We start from the raw sequence: 18,591 nt of genomic DNA, 5'->3' as shown, positions 1-18,591 counted from the left end.
AGGCAAATGGAGATATGTTTGTAAATGCATTTTTAGGGTTAAAAGGGGTTCTGGAAGAAAGCAACTATAAATGCTGTCAATGAGATTAAAAAGTGAAACCTCTTACTTAATGCCATGTTCAGAGCCATGTGCTACACCCTACAACGTTGCTTTTCCAATTTTTGTTTGATATTTACAAAACTTTATTAAAATATCAGCAATCAGTCTGATATTTGTTCTGACAGGAACTTTATAGATGATTTTTGGGTCAAAGAGAAGGGGAACGTTGGATTTTTTTTGATAAGTTTAAGGAGGCTTATATGTAGAAAAGTTCTGGAAATAGGGACTTTTTTTCATTGAGCATGATAAAATACCAATAAAATGATATGTGGCCGCTTAGCCCACTTATTTTTTTTTCTGAGGTTTTAGGCTAAAATTGTATGGAAGATGTAAGGTGCAAAAACTGTACTTTTGTGATGATATTCTGTATAATGGAGAAAATAAGTGTATTCTGGCCTATGTAATGGGGGACAAAGAATGGAAAAGAAAATTTTAATTGTAGATGACGAGAAAAATATTGTAGAAATTATAGCCTTTAATCTAAAAAAAGAGGGTTATAAAATATTAAAGGCTGCCGATGGGGCAGAAGGTGTTAAGCTTGCTTTGGAAGAAAATCCGGATTTGATTTTATTAGACATTATGATGCCGAAAATGGATGGCTATGAGGCTTGTAAAAAAATAAGGGAAAAGAAAAATACCCCGATTATTATGCTTACGGCACGGGCAGAAGAGGTTGATAAGGTTTTGGGCTTAGAATTAGGTGCTGACGACTACGTAACCAAACCTTTTGGTGTTAGAGAATTAATGGCTAGGGTTAAGGCGAACCTTCGCCGTCAGATTGTTCAGGAGGAACCCACTACGGAAGCAGTGGAGGGCTCAGTCTATGGAAGGTTGAATGTAAATTTGGATCGATATGAAGTGCGAAAAGATGACCGAGTACTGGATTTAACTTTGCGTGAATTTGAACTTTTAAAATTTCTGACCCAACAAAAAGGACAAGTTTTTTCACGAGAAACCCTTCTAGAAAAAGTATGGGGGTATGAGTACTTTGGAGACGTTCGAACGGTAGACGTAACGGTGCGACGTTTGAGAGAAAAGTTGGAAGATGATCCGGGAAAACCTGAATATATATTAACTAAAAGAGGCGTTGGTTATTATTTTGATTGCTAAGGAAGACGGGGTTGGAGCCTTTGAGAAGTATTAAATGGAAATTAATAATTATGTATCTTGGGCTTGTGCTGATTGTGATGATTGTCAGCGGTTCTTATATTTTACTAAGCCTTAGAAATATTGAACTTGAAAAATCCAGGCAGCAGCTAGAATTATATGCAGAAAAAATCAATGATCAGGTATTGGAGGATAATATACCGGAACATTTTCAGGAGAATCTTTTAAGAACGGTTACAAATGCAGTTGGTATCCAGGGTAATATTTTAGATGGGAATGGGGATACCATCGCTTCTACCTCTGTGTTGGAGGCACCATACCCTGTCTATAATGATCAGGCCATTATTGCTGCCATGAATGGAATGGCATCCTTTTCTTCAGGAAAGAAAAGCACGGATACCTTTGGGCTGCTGAAAGAATGGATGAGTTATGCTGCGCCAATTAAGGGAGATAATGATAAAGTATCCTATATTATCTATACACGACTGGATGCAGGGGATATGCGTTCAAGCTTAGATCAGACCACAAAAACCATTATAATAGCTGTTGCTATTTCTTTACTGTTGGCAGTAATTATGGGCTATGTGTTTGCACAAACCTTAACTGGGCCAATTTTGGCATTGACCAAAGGTGCTAAAAATATGGCGGCGGGTAATTTTGAGCAGAGCCTAAAGGTGCGTAGTAGTGACGAGATTGGTCAGCTAACCAGTAGCTTTAACTATATGGCTTCGGAGTTAACTAGGAATATGTCTGAAATTTCCAAAGAAAAAAATCGCTTGGAAATTTTGCTTCATAATATGAGTGACGGTGTAATTTCGTTTAATAAAGATGGGGAATTGATGCTTGCCAATACTGCGGCAACAGAAATGTTGGGGGTAGACCACATTAATTTGGACTTCTCAAGCTTTATACGTGAGTATGATATTAATTCAGGTGTGTATTTGGATATGGGGAATGAGCCTTCCAAAAAAGTCACCTTTCCCGTGGGTAAGCAGTTTATAAATGCAAATTTTACCCCATATTACAGCTCCAACGGGCAAATCGAAGGTTTGGTGGTGGTGTTGCAGGATATCACCGAGCAGAAAAAATTGGATGATATGCGCAAAGAGTTTGTTGCCAATGTGTCTCATGAACTTAGGACGCCACTGACAACGGTTAAAAGCTATACCGAAACCTTAATGGATGGTGCAATGGATGACAAAGAAATTGCCATGGAGTTCTTAGGGATTATTGATAGCGAAGCGGACCGTATGGCTTTCTTGGTGAGAGATTTACTTCAGTTATCTCGTTTTGACAATAAGCAGGTACATCTGGATATTGTGGAAATTGATATGAATGAGTTTTTATGCCTAACCGTAAAGCAAAACAAAATTCATGCTGAAGCAAAACGGCAAGAGCTTAGTTTTGATCCTTATCCCAAGGCAGTTGTTATCCATGGTGATAGAGACCGGGTGGGTCAGGTAGTGAACAACATTATTACGAATGCTATGAAGTACAGTTTAGAACAAGCTACAATCAAGATTTATATTACAGAGGATGAAACCTATTTCAAAATATCGGTTAAAGATACGGGTATGGGCATTTCCAGGGAAGATTTACCGCGTATTTTTGAGCGTTTTTATCGGGTTGATAAGGCACGTAGCCGTGCAATGGGTGGAACTGGCCTTGGACTTGCCATTGCAAAAGAAATTATGGAGAGCCATGGAGGAAAATTAACGGCGGAAAGCGAATACGGAAAGGGGACAGTCATGACAATGTGGTTTCCTAAGGAGTCGCCAGAGGCAAGAGTAAAAGAAGTTTGATAACCTTTGACTGCAAATGAAAACCGCACATGAAGCAGTGGTAAAAGATGTTATAAAACTGTAAGCACGTTGTAACATGAATGTAATATTTCTGTTGTATAATAATATATGATAATTATGTACAATGGAATGGAGGTGTCAGGAATGGAACTGAAGAATAAGTTTGTTGCCTTTTTTATGTTTATGTTGTTATTCTCATTTTCGCCTCTTAGTGCCTATGCTAATGCAATAGACAATCCTGCACCTTTATCAATTTCCAGTGGTTTGGTTTTTGATGAGGATAGGCAGGAAGCGACTTTTGACAGCTCTCGTATGGTTTATGGTGAAGCTGTACCTTGTACCCAGATTGCTGTGTCAATTTGCCGCAAGGATTCCGAAGGAAAGCTCCTTTTAGAATATAACGAGGATTACGAAGTAGGATCTTTAGGGATATTTAGTATGGTATTGCCATTGGAGCTAGGAACCAATTATATTGAGTTTGTAGTGAATTGTAAGAACTATGATGAAGCCACCTATAATTTTGAAGTTATAAGGAAGTCTCAGACGGTGAAGGAAGAATTAAAAAGCTTAATTGCTTTGCCAAGATTGATACAAGGTTACAGATAAAAATCTATAGAAAAAGCGGTGGGATCAAATGAAATTATACAAAATCACGAATTTTGTCATTGTTGCTTTGGTCATAGCTGCGGTTTATCAAACAGGAGAGTTATGGCTTGAGGGAACGTCGAGCCATAACTTTTTTCATGTGCTGACAAAAGGAGAAGCTTCTACAAACAAACAGGCGGATGGAAATGTTCTTTTGGCGACCCGTTATGCAGTAGGTGAAGGGGAAGGTAATTTTTCTGTATATTATCCTGATGAGACGGGGACAAGCTCCCTTTTACAAGAAGCCAATGGTATTTTAAATGAAATTTTGTCGGATAAAGAAAATCAAGTGGAATTTGTTACGGCAGATTGGAAAGAAATCCTTGGTAAGCGTTGCATTGTAATGCAGTATGATTTTATGGTTTCGGCTGATGAATATTTGAATCAATACAAACGATTAAAAAGCAATGGAAGGTTGGATTCATTCGATTATATCACAATAATCCCATCAAGGCGTCCCGGTGAAGAAAGTAAGGCTTATTTTGTGAATTCTAAAACAAACGAGAGTGTGTGCTATATGACCCAAAAAAGCCAATCTGCCGCGGATTTTTACACCAAGCTAGTAACGGATGAACAGGCAATGACGTATATTTCCACTGGGCAAAAAACAGGAGCATCTGTTATTTGGAGAAACCTGTTTTTACCTCAATGGGCAAGTCTGCCATACCACTATAGTGGACTAAAAGAAGTACCTGCCTTTGAAAAGGACGGAGCTGTGAGCCGAGTTGACATGGAAAATACGGTGAAGGGATTTTTCCGAAACTTTTCTGTGGATTGGAGTACAAAGGATGAGGGTGGAGACTTTATCTTTAGCGATAACCAGACGGTAGTAAAATATTTTCCTGATGTTAGGGTTTTGGAGTATTATAGCTATGAGGCTTATGGAAACGATGTCAATAATACCAGTTTGCTTGAAGGCTATCAAATTAGCTGTAACTTTTTGGCTAATGATGCATCTTTATCAACGGATGTATATTTAGCTGATATTGAAAAAAAGAGTACTGAGACTGTTTATTATTTTGACTATGTAGTAGATCATTTACCAGTTAATCTTTCTGTGGCCTTACAGGATAGGATTGGTTGTAAGCATGCAATTGAGGTTACGGTGAGAAATCAAAGGGTAAAGAAATACCATCGTTATGTTGTTAACTATGAGTCAACGAGCAAACAGGATTTGGAGTTAAATGTACAATTTATTGATGCCTTGGACGATGCAAATAAGGCCTATCAGAAAACGGTTGAAGAAAAGATTATTACAGATGTAAAAAATATCTCTTTGGGTTACTATGTGGAATTGTCAGGAGAAATAGGACTCAAATGGTTTATTACGCTGTATGATTATTTGTTTGTAACAGAAACTCATACGGATGCCTTGGCAGCCATGAACAATATTTTGTAAAAAAAGGGAAAGGGGGAAAGTCATGGAATGGTCAGGCGCAAAGCGATTTGTAATTGTTTTGTTAATTGTATTAAATGTGGTTCTGGCAGGTTTGAATATAAATCAAAAGCAGGATAGTACCATGACTTCCGCCCAAGAAAAGGCTATCTTCGAAGTCTTGTCTGAAAATGGGATTACTATGTATACGGATTTAAGAATAGATGCGAAACCCATGTATCGTTTGGAGGCAAAGGTGCCTACATACACAAAAGAGGATTTGGAGGCTTCTATTTTCAATGGAGAAAAGACTAGAGTCTCCCTTGGAACCCAATTGGTTTATAAAACTGATACAAAGCTCCTTACGTTAGAGGGAGACAAGGGGACATTTACCGACAAAAGCATCGAAAAAGGACTAAAGGTACTAACAAAGGCAGAAGCTACGAAAATAGCGGAACACAAGATGGAGGAAATGAAGCGTATTTTTGGGGAGTATGCCTTAAGCTATGTTGCTCGGGGGGAAGATAGCTGGAGAGTGGACTTTACCATGATACATAGAGATGAGCTGATTTTTTCTAATAAATTTTCTTTTTTTGTATCTGATGAGGGGATTTATCAATTTGACTTTACCTACTGTGAAATTACAGGGATTAGCCAGGAAAAAAAAGATATTTGCCTGACTGATGAGGCTTTGATGACATTTATGCGTGAGTGGAAAAAGCGAGATGGCGAAAACGATGCAGCAATACAGAAGCTGGAGCTGGGCTATGATTTAATGGAACAAGGGTCTGCCGTGGCAGGAACCGGCCTTTACCTAGAACCATGTTACCGCATTTACTTGATGGAAGAAAGTGAACCTTATTTGGTAAATGCTTATACTTGCCAAATAGTTAAAAAGAATGTAAAATAACAAATATAAGAAAAAGAGGGGGTATCCCCTCTTTTTCTTATAAGAATACTTAAGTCTTAACAAACGATTATAAAATTTCCTATTCTAAGGCGTAGCAGGAAAAAAGGCTTTCCACAGCTGCTTTTTCATGATATAATTCCAATGTTAGGGCGACAACTAGTAGAATGGGTTGGATCAAAAAAAGAAAGACAAGCCCGGCTTTCGATACAAAGGGAGTATCCTTTGGCAATTTTTTGGAAGGATGAACGGTTAATGGATAAATTGCTTGTAAAAGGCAGAAGACGCCTGGTGGGCGAAGTTACGATTAGCGGAGCAAAAAATGCAGCGGTTGCAGTATTACCCGCAGCAATTATGGCAGGTGGAAAAAGCACTCTGGAAAACTTGCCCAATATTGAGGATGTAAGTTGTATTTGTCATACTATTGAAAAAATGGGGGGCAAATGTATTCACCGAGATAATCATACAATTGAGATTGATTGCTCTGAGGGGCTTGATTACCGTGCTACATTTGAAGAGGTACAAAGAATTAGAGCGTCTTATTATTTTTTAGGCGCGCTTTTGGCTCGTTATAAAAAGGCTGAGGTTGCTATGCCTGGTGGCTGTAACTTTGGAAAGCGTCCCATTGATTTGCATTTAAAAGGTTTTCGTGCATTAGGGGCAACTGTAGAGGAATCTGACGGTGTTGTTAGGGCCTATGCTGATAAACTTGTGGGGACATCCATTTACATGGACCAGGTTAGTGTTGGTGCTACCATTAACATTATGCTGGCCGCAACCATGGCAGAAGGCATTACAACCATTGAAAATGCGGCAAAGGAACCTCATGTTGTTGATACAGCTAACTATTTGAATATGATGGGGGCTAATATCAAAGGTGCAGGAACTGATGTCATTCGCATTAAAGGCGTAGAAAAGCTGGATGGGGCACAATATACCATTATCCCTGATCAAATTGAAGCCGGTACATATATGATTGCGGCTGCCATTACAGGTGGGGATGTATTGGTTAAAAACATCATTCCAAAACATATGGATTCATTGACAGCCAAGCTGGTTGAGATGAATGTAAAGATGGAAGAAGGGGATGACTCAATTCGTGTTATGGCAAATAAACCTTTGCGCGGTGTGAATGTGAAAACCATGAGCTATCCTGGTTTTCCTACGGACTTGCAACCCCAGATGGCTGCATTGCTAAGCATTTGCAAAGGGACAAGCGTAATTACAGAAAATGTATGGGAAAATAGATACCAATACATTGAAGAATTGCGTAAGTTGGGAGCTCGAGTAGACATCAATGGCCGTATTGCCACCATTGAAGGTATTCCGCATTATCAAGGGGCAAACGTTGAGGCAACAGATTTAAGAGCTGGTGCAGCTATGATTTTAGCTGCTTTGGCTGCAGAGGGAACCACCGAAATAGAAGGTGTTCGTTATATCGATAGAGGATATGAGGATGTTGAAATGAAGCTCAATGCCATTGGGGCTGACATTCAGCGAATTTGCGATTAATAGAAATTTTGAAAGCAGGGGTAACCCTGCTTTCTGTAATTCAGAAGGAAATAAAGGGGGGAGTTTTTTGTCAGTGGAATTTTGCACCCTTGTGAGTGGAAGCAGTGGAAATAGTAGCTATGTTGGAACAAAACATACACGTATTTTGGTGGATGCCGGGGTAAGTGGGAAAAAGATATTGGAAAGTCTGGCAGAACTGAAACTAACAGGAAACGATATAGATGCATTATTCATTACCCATGAGCATTTGGATCATATTAAAGGAGCAGGAATTTTTTCGAGACGATTTAATGTACCAATCTATGCTACATATGACACATGGATGGCAATGGAGGATAATCTGGGGAAAATTGGACCGGAAAATAAACGCTTTGTTTATGCTGGAGAAAACTGTATCATAAATGACCTTTGTATCAGGCCGTTTTCTATTCCCCATGATGCCGTAGAGCCTGTGGGATATAATATTTTTGCTGGCGAGAAAAAGATCACCATTGCCACGGATATTGGGCACATTACAGATGAGATTCGTGAGAGCATTGCAGAAAGTGAAATTTTATTGCTGGAAGCAAATCACGATGAAGAGATGGTACAAAAGGGAAGTTATCCTTGGCATTTGAAAAAGAGAATTTTAAGTGACCGCGGTCATCTATCCAATAAAACCGCTGGAGAATTGCTTTCATCAGTGGTAGATGGAAAGATGAAGCACGTTTTTTTGGGGCACTTGAGCCAAGAAAATAATGAGCCACATTTGGCTTTTGATACGGTGGAGAAGATTTTAACGAGAAATAAGATCCAAGTAGGGAAACATATAAAAATGGATATGGCTTATCGCCACAATACTGGAATAAAAGTAGAATTATAGGTGAGAAAATGAGAATTACAGTTGTGTGTGTTGGAAAGCTTAAGGAGGCATATTGGAGAGGCGCCATTGATGAATATAGTAAGCGCCTGAGCCGCTATATAAAACTTGAAATAGTGGAACTGCCCGATGAAAAAGCACCAGACACCATGAGCCCTGCTCAAGAGGGAGAGGTTCGCCAAAAAGAAGGGTTCCGAATTTTAAAGGCCATCAAGGAAGATGCATTTGCAGTAGCCTTGGCCATCGAAGGCAAGAGCCTGTCCTCAGAGGATTTGGCTGATTTCATAGAAGAAAAGGCAGTGCGTGGAGTAAGCCACATGGTATTTATCATCGGTGGTTCCCTAGGCTTGTCAAAAGAAGTAATGAAGCGTGCTGACTTTGCCCTGAGTTTTTCTCCTATGACATTTCCTCATCAAATGATGCGTGTAATTTTGCTTGAGCAAATTTATCGGGCAGAAAAAATAAATCGCAAAGAGCCATATCATAAGTAAAATGATATTAATTCCCTGGATATTGATGAGCTCTTTTTGTATGTCACAAAATATTTAAATACTTTAAGATGAATTTCGTTTTTGTTTTAAAAATGTGTTGTACATCTCCAGCTATTATTGGTTTATTATATTGAAATTTTTGGAACAAGATTTATAATGATAGTATCAGATATTTTAGGTATGGGGGATATTTTGTTCCATGGGGCTTGAATTGTTTTTGACAGAAGATCAGTTTTATCTACAATGTGAAAAAAAGTGGGTATATGCCATATTGATGGCGGTAAGCGGCTATCTTGGTGCATTTACTGTTATTTTGTGTGGTGGGGTTTTTTGCAATGCGCAAACGGCAAACTTTGTTTTTCTTGCAGTGGAATTTGGAAAAGGAGAGTTTGGAAAAGCTTTTTATTACTTTATACCAATCATGGCATACTTCTGTGGAACTTGTATCTCCGAATTTGTTCCGCCTAAGATCAAAAAGTATATGGGTATCCGCTGGGATACCTTTTTAATCGGTATTGAGATAGTGGTGATTATATTGTTGGCTTTTCTTCCCGAGAGCTGGCCCGTGCAAATCTCCCAAATAGCCATTAATTTTATTTGTTCCATGCAATATAATACATTTTGACAAACCCAGAGTATCCCCATGGCCACCACTTTTTGTACGAACCATTTGCGGCAAACGGGAATTTATTTTATGAAATGGTTGAAACATAGGGAGGACAGAACACATCTGGTTAGATTTTTAAGCCATATGGAGATGATTGTTCTTTTTGTTTCTGGTGGTATTTTATCTTCAGTATTATGTCATATTTTTCTGGGCAAAGCGTTGTTTGGCGCTGCATTATTGTTGATGATTGTTTTTATTAGCTTGCTTTACGCAGATTTAACCAGAGAAAAAAATATGCTGGATAAAATCCCAGCAGGGCATTAAAGGGAACCCTTTTTTCTGTTTTTAAGCCCATGATTTTGTTAACAACATAACGTAGAATAAAAAAGAGCCTAGTAGCGTATTAAAAACGCACTAAGGCTCTTATGTTTTATAGTAATATTTTATTACTGTGCTAGAAAGGCTTCGCCAATTTTGTAAACATCTCCTGCCCCAACGGTAAGAAGTAAATCTCCGGGCTGGCAATGGTTTTCAAGATAAGCTAAGATTTCATCAAAGTTTCCAACATAGTGGCCAGATTTACCTGTTTTTGCGATACGTTGTGCGAGCTGCTCTGCGCTAACTGTACCGTCATCTATCTCTCTTGCAGCATAAATGTCAGCAATAATAATTTCGTCGGCATTGAAAAAAGCATCACCAAAATCCTCAAATAAAAACTTTGTACGAGAGTAGGTGTGGGGTTGGAAAACACACCAAGTGGTGTTGTGTTTCACTTTTTTGGCAGCTGCTAAAGTCGCTCTGATTTCTGTAGGATGATGTGCATAATCATCTATAACCAATACACCATTTTTCTCGCCCTTACGTTGGAAACGGCGGTCTGTTCCGGCAAAGTGATTAAGTCCCTTTACCCAATCTTCGCTAGAGATGCCTAAATAGTGAGCGGAAGCCACTGCCGCCAAGGCATTGGAGATATTATGATCTCCCGGAACGTTAAGATGGATGGTTGTCATCTTGTTGTCATTGTAATACACATCAAAAGTACTTTTTCCATCTTCATGATGAAGAATGTTTTTTGCTGTCCAATTTGCATCTGCATTTAAGGAGAAGGTTTCAACACGGCATACTAAGCCCTCTGCAATTTCTGAAACACTAGGAATTTCTTTGTTAATCACTAAAACGCCATTTTCGGGAATGCGTTTTGCAAATTCATGGAAAGAATGATAAATATTTTCCAAAGAACCAAAGAAATCCAAGTGATCACTTTCGATATTGAGGATGATACCTACCAAGGGATTTAAACGCAAAAAACTGTTATAATACTCACAAGCTTCTGCAACAAAAAAAGGGGATTTTCCAATTTTCAAATTGCTTCCAATGGTGGGCAAGATGCCACCAACGGTAATGGTTGGATCTTTTTCTGCTGCCAAAAGAATTTCGGAAACCATTGATGTTGTTGTTGTTTTTCCGTGCGTACCCGATACAGCAACAGAATTGCTGTGCTCTCCCATGATTTGGCCTAAAAGCTGTGCTCGATCCATTATGATTAAACCTTTTGCTTTTGCAGCCTCTAATTCGGGGTTTCCATCGTGAATTGCAGCTGTAAAAACCACATGGGTTATATCATTTGTGATATTCTCTGCTTTGTGGCCAATATTAATATGGATACCAACAGATTGTAAATGATTTGTAACTGGTGTTTCACGAATATCAGTACCGGATACTTTATAACCCCGGCTTGCAAGAATTTCCGCCAAGCCAGACATGCTAATACCACCGATGCCAATGAAATAAATATGATCTGAATTTTGAAATATTGTTGTCATAAATTACCGCCTCTATCATTTTTACGGATCGTTCACCGATCGCTAACATAATTTTGCTTTCCATTATAGTATACTAAAATAGGAAAGGCAATGATTAACAGTGATTTCTATATTTAATTTTATACAAAAACATTTGAAATAAACCTAAAAAAACGAAAATACTGAAAAAGGCGAGAAAGACAGGATTCCGTAGAAACGAAGGGACAAATATTTGTTTTTTTTATAAGACATATATGGTATAATTGTGTAAAAACATAGAATAGTTGTAACAAAAGAGCTTTGTTACCAAAGACAATTGGATCGCTAATATAGATTTAATTGGACGAATCTCAATCTATGAGTTTCGTGTATCTTGGCAAAATGGGCGTCTTTCATACTTGCCAGATTAATGGTCTAAAGTAATGGAAAAGCACTTTACACAAGACCATATTTAAAAACCAAAATCAAAGAGGCCTACCACCGCTTTAACCGCCTCAATCTAATTTTTTTCTGTAGCGTTTGACGGTATAAAATAACCTTATGTTTTATGAGAAAGCGAATCAAACCAAATTATTTAAAGCAAATGTTTCAAAAACCTATCTTTTCTAATAGTATAGGCATAATATTATAAAATCTCTAATATATATTTGTTTTTGTAAAGGTTTACTTTGGACAAATAAAGGCAGGGGGTAGATACAAATGCGTAAAAAAGAAATGATTGCAATGCTTTTGGCTGGAGGCCAGGGAAGTCGCTTGGGTGTCTTGACACGTAAAGTGGCAAAGCCAGCAGTTGCTTATGGTGGTAAGTTTAGAATTATTGATTTTCCTTTGAGTAACTGTATTAATTCTGGGGTGGATACAGTGGGTGTATTGACCCAGTATCAACCTCTACGATTGAATCAGCACATAGGGATCGGTATCCCTTGGGATTTGGATAAGAAAAATGGAGGAGTTACTATTCTGGCTCCTCATGTAAAGGGTGGAGAAGCCGGAGAATGGTTTATGGGAACTGCAAATGCAATCTATCAGAATATCGATTATATCGATAGCAATAATCCGGAATATGTATTGATACTTTCTGGAGATCATATCTATAAAATGGACTATTCACAAATGCTTGCATTTCACAAGGAAAAGGGCGCTGCAGCAACAATAGCTGTGCTAGAGGTACCTTTTGAAGAGGCAAGTAGATTTGGTATTATGAATACAAAAGATGATGATAAAATTTATGAATTTGAAGAAAAGCCGAGTAATCCTAAAAGCAATTTGGCCTCTATGGGAATTTATATTTTTACATGGAACAGATTGAGAGAGGCTTTGGTGGAGGATAGAGAGGTACACCCTGATAGTGATTTTGGTATGCATATTATACCCAAAATGTTGGATGAGGGGCAAACAATGTATGCCTATCGGTTCAAAGGATACTGGAAAGATGTTGGAACCATCGAATCATATTGGGAATCCAATATGGAATTGATTAAGGCGTTGCCAGATTTCAATTTATACGAAGATTTTTGGAAAATATATACGAACTCTGACCACCAACCACCAACATATACGGCTCCTGATGCAGTGGTTAGGGAATCTCTGGTTACAGATGGCAGCGAAATATATGGAGAGGTATATCATTCTATTTTAGGATCGGAGGTAGTTGTTGAAAAGGGAGCGGTTATTCGAGATTCTATTATTATGGGTAGGTCTGTGATTGGGGAAAATGCGGTATTGGAACGCTGCATTGTAGATGAGAATTGCCAAGTTGGCTCAGGTGTACACATGGGTATTGGTGAGAATGTGCCCAACGAAAGAAAGCCTAATATTTACAACACGGGAATTACTGTAATTGGAAGCCACACGAGGGTACCCGAGGGTGTTAAGGTGGGGAAGAACTGTGTCATCTATGGATACACAAGAGCCGAAGATTATGTTGATGGAAAGCTAGAAAGCGGAAAATCTGTTGTTCGGGAGGGGAAATGAGTATGAAAGCCATTGGTATCATTTTAGCAGGCGGTAACAATGAGGGACGGCTCGGCGTACTTACCGATCATAGGGCGGCAGCGGCATTACCGGTGGGCAGCAGCTACCGTGCCATTGACTTTACATTAAGCAATATGTCTAACAGCAGTATTGGGAAGGTTGCGGTGCTAACACAATATAATTCTCGTTCATTACGAGACCACCTGACTTCATCCAAATGGTGGGACTTTGGAAGGAAACATGGGGGGGTATTTGTATTTACCCCTTATACAAGCAGTACTGCATCCAATTGGTTTCGAGGAACTGCAGATTCTATCTATCAAAATATGACTTATCTTTTAAGGAGCAATGAAGATTATGTGGTGATTACTAGTGGTGACTCCATTTACAAAATGGATTATCATAAACTGGTGGAACAACATGAAAAAAAAGGTGCGGAAATAACCATTGCATACCAGCGGATGGACCGAGATGACCTAAATAATTTCGGAATTATGCAGATGAGTGAGGACGGGCGTTTGCTTGAATTCGAGGAAAAGCCAGAATATCCAAAAAGCAATCATGCGTCTCTTGGGATATATGTAATTTCCAGAACCCTTCTGATTGATATTTTAAATGAGATTATCCCCAAAGGTGGATATGATATTGTAAAAGATATCTTAATTGCAAAGCGAAGGGAATTAAAAATTTTTGGCTATGAGTTTAAAGGTTATTGGAATACGTTAAGTACTGGTATTGGTGCATATTACAATGTAAATATGGATTTTTTAAGAAAAGACGTGAGGGATGCTTTTATAAACGAGTATCCATATATAGAGACAAAAGCAAAGGATGAGCCGCCAGCAAAATATAACAAAGATGCCGATGTGCGAGATTCCATTGCTGGAAGTGGAACCATTTTTAATGGTAAGGTTGAGCATTCTATTATATTTCGAAAGGTCTATACGGGGGAAGGTTCTGTTGTTAAAAACTCTATTTTGATGGAAGGGTGTAGGATTGGAAAAAATTGTGTAGTAGAAAATGCAATTTTGGATAAAGAGGTTGTACTTTCTGATGGACAACAAGTCATAGGTAAGTCCATTAATGAATTAGCTATCCTAAAAAAAGGGACAAGACTATAATGGGAAGAAGCAGGCGTGGCTAGGTATCGCCTGCTTTTCTTTACCAGCTTTTCAACGATGTTGAACTGACATTATACAGAAATAGAATGGTTTTTTAGTAAAAGCGTATATTGAATTTTTATGTCAAAGATGAGAAAATATCAAAGGTTGCGTACGGTTTGCATAAAGTGAACCGAGAGAAAGGAGAACAGCATGGAAAATTTGAAAGCCGTTATTTTAGCGGCAGGCGAAGGCACTCGCATGAAATCCAAAATGCCTAAAGTGCTGCATGAAGTTTTGAATAAAACAATGATAGATTATGTGATAGATACTGCAATGAGCTGTGGAGCAGAGGACGTTTGTATTGTTGTGGGTCATAAGGCTGATGAAGTAAAGGCTGCCGTTAAAAAAGACGGTGTTTCTTTCGCCCTACAAAGTGAGCAAAAAGGTACGGGCCATGCAGTTATGATGGTGGGGGACTTTATTGAGGAAAATAAGGATATTTTGATATTATATGGTGATACTCCATTGATTCAGGGAGAAACCCTTGAAAGATTGGTGGAGAGACATCGTAACGAGAATTTTGGTGCTACGGTAATTTCAGCAAAAATAGAAAACCCCGATGGTTATGGCCGTATTGTTCGTGATAATAATGGGGAATTTTTGAGGATTGTTGAGCATAAAGACGCTTCCGTAGAGGAACGCTTATTAAATGAAATTAATACGGGAATTTATATCTTTAAGGGGGCAGATTTAAAAGCTTCTTTAGCAAAGGTGGATAACCGTAATGTTCAAGGGGAATACTATTTGACAGATTGTTTAGAATTGATTTTAAAAAGTGGCGGCAAAGTTGGTGCTGTTGTTGCAGAGGATGACAAGGAATTTTTTGGTGTTAACTCTCGTCTGCAATTGGCAGAGGCAACAAAAATTATGAAGAACCGCATCAATCATGCACATATGCTAAATGGGGTTACTTTGGTGGATCCCGAAAACACCTATATTGGTGAAGATGTAAAAATTGGCATGGATACTGTGATATTACCCGGTTGTGTTTTAGAAGGAAATACTCTAATCGGAGAGGATTGTACCATTGGACCCAACTCTCGTATGACGGATATGGTGATTGGTGATGGTGTTACATTCCAAAGTTCAACAGGCATACAATCTGAAATTGGAAATAATACAACTGTGGGTCCCTTTGCATATATTCGTCCAAACTGTAAAATTGGAAATAATGTAAAGGTGGGGGACTTTGTTGAGGTAAAGAACTCAACGGTGGGAAATGGAACCAAAATTCCCCATCTTGCTTATATTGGCGATACCGATGCAGGTGAAAAAGTAAACTTTGGCTGTGGCAGCATAATGGTAAATTATGATGGACAGAAAAAACATCGTACTGTGGTGGAGGACAACGTTTTTGTTGGCTGCAACGTAAATCTGGTAGCGCCTGTTACTGTGAAGGCTGGAGCCTATATAGCTGCTGGCTCTACAATTACCAGGGACGTTCCTGAGGATGTGCTTGCTGTTGCAAGAGCAAGGCAACAGGTGATTGAAGGTTGGAAAAAGAAGAAAATGGAAAAAGAATCGTAAAAAATGGTGAAATACGGCGAAATACAGTTGAAATTGCTGGAGGAACGGTGTAACATATAAATGGCGGGCTGCGTTTAGCCCAAGACCATAAAATGCAAAAGATTATTAGGGGGATATTGAAATGATTAATTCTAATGGTGGCGACATCAAGATTTTTGCGTGTAATTCCAACCGCACGTTAGCAGAGGAAATCGCACAAAAACTGGGTATGACACTGGGCAGTGCAGAAGTTGAGAAATTCAGCGATGGTGAGATTTCTGTTAAAATCAACGAAACAATTCGTGGAGCGGATGTTTACATCATTCAGTCTACTTCTTCACCTGTGAATGATAGTTTGATGGAATTGTTGATCATGATTGATGCAATGAAGCGTGCTTCTGCAGCAAGAATTACAGCAGTTATGCCTTATTATGGCTATGCAAGACAGGACCGTAAGGCAAGAGCGAGAGATCCTATTAGTGCAAAATTAGTAGCAAATATTTTAACAACAGCAGGTGCAAACCGCGTGTTAACCATGGATTTGCACTGTGCACAGATTCAGGGTTTCTTTGATATCCCCGTAGATAACTTGGTGGGAAGTCCATTATTAACAAGTTATTATATCAACAAATACGGCGATGATTTGGAAAATTTCGTTGCTGTTTCCCCTGATTTGGGCAGTGTTACAAGAACAAGAAAATTTGCCGAAAGATTAAATATTCCTCTTGCAATCATTGATAAACGTAGACCAAAAGCAAATGTCAGCGAAATTATGAACATTATCGGTGATGTAAAAGGCAAGAAAGTAATTTTGGTCGATGATATGATTGACACTGCAGGAACAATCACAAATGCTGCAAATGCTTTGAAAGAAAGAGGCGCGATTGAGGTAGATGCTTGTTGTACACACGCTGTATTAAGCGGCCCTGCAATGAAGCGTATCCAGGATTCTGCAATTAATGAATTGCTGGTTCTTGACACGATTGCTTTGCCTGACGAGAAGAAGATTGACAAGATAGTGACTGTATCTGTGGCAAACATTTTTGCGAATGCATTGAAATGTATCCACGAAGGTAGCTCTATTTCTCAATTGTTTGATTAATTACTTGGGACCCTTCTCAAGTATATCATAATAAAAGCTCCTATTTTCCATTTTTTACTGGGAATTGGAGCTTTTATTATAGGGCATAATTTAAGAGAAATTGAAGATAATTTTAATTGTTAGAAGGTTATATTAGGTTGCTTTTTTCACTTTTTTTGATATAATAAGATTTATATGGGATTTTGTCCCAAAGAGGTTAGAGCTTTGAGTGTTTTTCTCGTTCATTTCTTCAAATAAGTACAAGCTAGATTCGTCAATACTGACAATTTTATGAAATGTTGGTTGACAAATTAGGATAAATGAATTATATTGTTAAAAGTAAGACAAACAAAGTCGGGAGTCTTAGTTTAATAGAAACCGAGTTTGTTGCCCAACTAATATTACTATAATTACATAATTTTAGGAGGAGTTCTAATATGAAAATCGCATTTTTTGACACCAAATCCTACTGGAAAGATTCTTTCGGTCCTGTGGCTGAAAAATATGGATTTGAAATTACTTTTTTCAATGAAAGATTGACACCTGCAACTGCACATTTGGCAGCAGGTCACGATGCTACTTGTTCTTTCGTAAACGACGAAGTACCCGCTGATGTTGTTCGCGAATTGCATAACTTAGGCATCAAAGTTCTCTTATTACGTTGTGCAGGTTTTGATAGTGTTGATTTGGCTGTTGCAAAAGAATGCGGTATGCCTGTACTTAGAGTACCTGCATATTCCCCCGAATCTGTTGCTGAACAGGGCGCTGCTTTGTTGATGGCTGTAAACAGAAAATCTCACTTGGCTTATGAAAGATCCACAAAATTTAACTTTGACATTGCTGGTTTGGATGGTATCGCTTTGGTTGGTAGAACAGCAGGCGTTATTGGTACTGGTAAAATTGGTCAGTGTATGATTAATATTTTGAAGGGCTTTGGCATGAACATCATTGCTTATGATGCATTCCCTAACCCTAATCTTGGCTTAGAATATGTTGATTTGGATGAACTGTACGCTCGTGCTGACGTTATTTCTCTTCACTGCCCTCTTATGCCTGCAACACGTCATATGATTAACGCAGAAGCTATCGCGAAGATGAAGGATGGCGTTATCTTAGTTAACGTTGCTCGTGGTGGTCTGGTTGATTCCGAAGCTTTGGCTGATGCAGTAGAAGCTGGCAAATTCCGTGGTGTTGGTATGGATGTTTGTGAAGTTGAACATGAATACTTCTTTGAAGATAGAAGCGACAAAGCAGAAAAAGATCCAACATTGGCAAGATTGTTGGCAAGTGAAAAGGTAGTTCTTTCTGGTCACTTAGCATTCTTGACCGAAGAAGCTTTGAACGCAATGGCAGAAGTTACATGCGGCAATGCAAAAGCATTCTTGGATGGTGCAGAATTAGTAAATGAAGTTAAATAATTACAAGTAATGATTTTAAGCGGACACCTAGGTGTCCGCTTTTTTATGAATTTATGCAAAAAAACCGGCAATTGGTGTTTTCATAAGATCCAATTTAGAATTTTTGCCTGAATGTTTTGTGAAAAGGATAAAAGCTTGTTGTAATCGTAAATGAAGTGGGTTTTGTCATGTTTTTTAAGCTGGAAAGGATTGTTTTTTCAGAAAATATTATGCTATAATAAACGCTATAAAAAGATATGGTTT

At 38.5% G+C, this 18,591-nt stretch carries 14 protein-coding genes and 1 pseudogene; 14 read left to right on the top strand and 1 reads right to left on the bottom strand.

What is annotated here, in order from left to right; translation table 11 throughout:
* Positions 1-516: 516 nt before the first annotated feature.
* The 9 genes and pseudogenes from ABVZ64_RS02685 to ABVZ64_RS02645 all read left to right on the top strand — a co-directional run bounded on the left by ABVZ64_RS02685 (position 517) and on the right by ABVZ64_RS02645 (position 9,728).
* Entirely contained in the window at positions 517-1,209 is a 693-nt protein-coding gene (locus ABVZ64_RS02685) for a response regulator (RefSeq protein ID WP_352399512.1), read from the top strand.
* A gap of 20 nt (positions 1,210-1,229) precedes the next feature.
* Complete coding sequence (locus ABVZ64_RS02680) at positions 1,230-3,008, top strand: ATP-binding protein (protein ID WP_352399511.1); 1,779 nt, start codon at positions 1,230-1,232, stop codon at positions 3,006-3,008.
* Between the two features lie 144 nt (positions 3,009-3,152).
* Complete coding sequence (locus ABVZ64_RS02675) at positions 3,153-3,614, top strand: hypothetical protein (protein ID WP_352399510.1); 462 nt, start codon at positions 3,153-3,155, stop codon at positions 3,612-3,614.
* Between the two features lie 28 nt (positions 3,615-3,642).
* A complete protein-coding gene (locus ABVZ64_RS02670; protein WP_352399509.1) occupies positions 3,643-5,052 on the top strand; it encodes a hypothetical protein in 1,410 nt (469 codons plus the stop codon).
* Positions 5,053-5,074: 22 nt separating this feature from the next.
* Positions 5,075-5,938, top strand: a complete 864-nt coding sequence (gene yycI, locus ABVZ64_RS02665; RefSeq protein WP_352399508.1) for a two-component system regulatory protein YycI — start codon at positions 5,075-5,077, stop codon at positions 5,936-5,938.
* A 252-nt stretch (positions 5,939-6,190) separates the two neighbouring features.
* On the top strand, positions 6,191-7,447 hold the full coding sequence (murA, locus tag ABVZ64_RS02660) for a UDP-N-acetylglucosamine 1-carboxyvinyltransferase (RefSeq protein WP_352399507.1): 1,257 nt from the start codon (positions 6,191-6,193) through the stop codon (positions 7,445-7,447).
* 73 nt (positions 7,448-7,520) lie between these two features.
* Positions 7,521-8,309 carry an MBL fold metallo-hydrolase gene (locus ABVZ64_RS02655; RefSeq protein WP_352399672.1) on the top strand — a complete coding sequence of 263 codons (789 nt, stop codon included), beginning with the start codon at positions 7,521-7,523 and terminating at the stop codon, positions 8,307-8,309.
* Between the two features lie 8 nt (positions 8,310-8,317).
* A complete protein-coding gene (gene rlmH / locus ABVZ64_RS02650; protein ID WP_352399506.1) occupies positions 8,318-8,797 on the top strand; it encodes a 23S rRNA (pseudouridine(1915)-N(3))-methyltransferase RlmH in 480 nt (159 codons plus the stop codon).
* A 199-nt stretch (positions 8,798-8,996) separates the two neighbouring features.
* Positions 8,997-9,728: pseudogene (locus ABVZ64_RS02645) on the top strand (YoaK family protein).
* A 122-nt stretch (positions 9,729-9,850) separates the two neighbouring features.
* Here ABVZ64_RS02645 and murC read toward each other — a convergent pair.
* Entirely contained in the window at positions 9,851-11,227 is a 1,377-nt protein-coding gene (murC, locus tag ABVZ64_RS02640) for a UDP-N-acetylmuramate--L-alanine ligase (protein ID WP_352399505.1), read from the bottom strand.
* Between the two features lie 678 nt (positions 11,228-11,905).
* Between murC and ABVZ64_RS02635 the strand changes: the two genes are divergently transcribed.
* The 5 genes from ABVZ64_RS02635 (at position 11,906) to ABVZ64_RS02615 (ending at position 18,348) form a co-directional block, all read left to right on the top strand.
* Complete coding sequence (locus ABVZ64_RS02635; protein WP_352399504.1) at positions 11,906-13,180, top strand: glucose-1-phosphate adenylyltransferase; 1,275 nt, start codon at positions 11,906-11,908, stop codon at positions 13,178-13,180.
* Entirely contained in the window at positions 13,177-14,301 is a 1,125-nt protein-coding gene (gene glgD, locus ABVZ64_RS02630; RefSeq protein ID WP_352399503.1) for a glucose-1-phosphate adenylyltransferase subunit GlgD, read from the top strand. Before ABVZ64_RS02635 ends, glgD begins: the two co-directional genes overlap by 4 nt.
* A gap of 192 nt (positions 14,302-14,493) precedes the next feature.
* Complete coding sequence (gene glmU / locus ABVZ64_RS02625; RefSeq protein WP_352399502.1) at positions 14,494-15,870, top strand: bifunctional UDP-N-acetylglucosamine diphosphorylase/glucosamine-1-phosphate N-acetyltransferase GlmU; 1,377 nt, start codon at positions 14,494-14,496, stop codon at positions 15,868-15,870.
* 121 nt (positions 15,871-15,991) lie between these two features.
* Positions 15,992-16,951 (top strand): ribose-phosphate diphosphokinase, encoded by a 960-nt coding sequence (locus ABVZ64_RS02620; protein ID WP_502892575.1) that lies wholly within the window; start codon positions 15,992-15,994, stop codon positions 16,949-16,951.
* Positions 16,952-17,367: 416 nt separating this feature from the next.
* Positions 17,368-18,348: a 2-hydroxyacid dehydrogenase gene (locus tag ABVZ64_RS02615; protein WP_352399501.1), complete on the top strand. Its 981-nt coding sequence runs from the start codon at positions 17,368-17,370 to the stop codon at positions 18,346-18,348.
* Positions 18,349-18,591: the final 243 nt, after the last annotated feature.

It is taken from the genome of Anaerotignum sp. (assembly GCF_040307045.1).
GTDB lineage: Bacteria > Bacillota > Clostridia > Lachnospirales > Anaerotignaceae > Chakrabartyella.
This window is presented reverse-complemented; position numbering and strand designations above follow the sequence as displayed.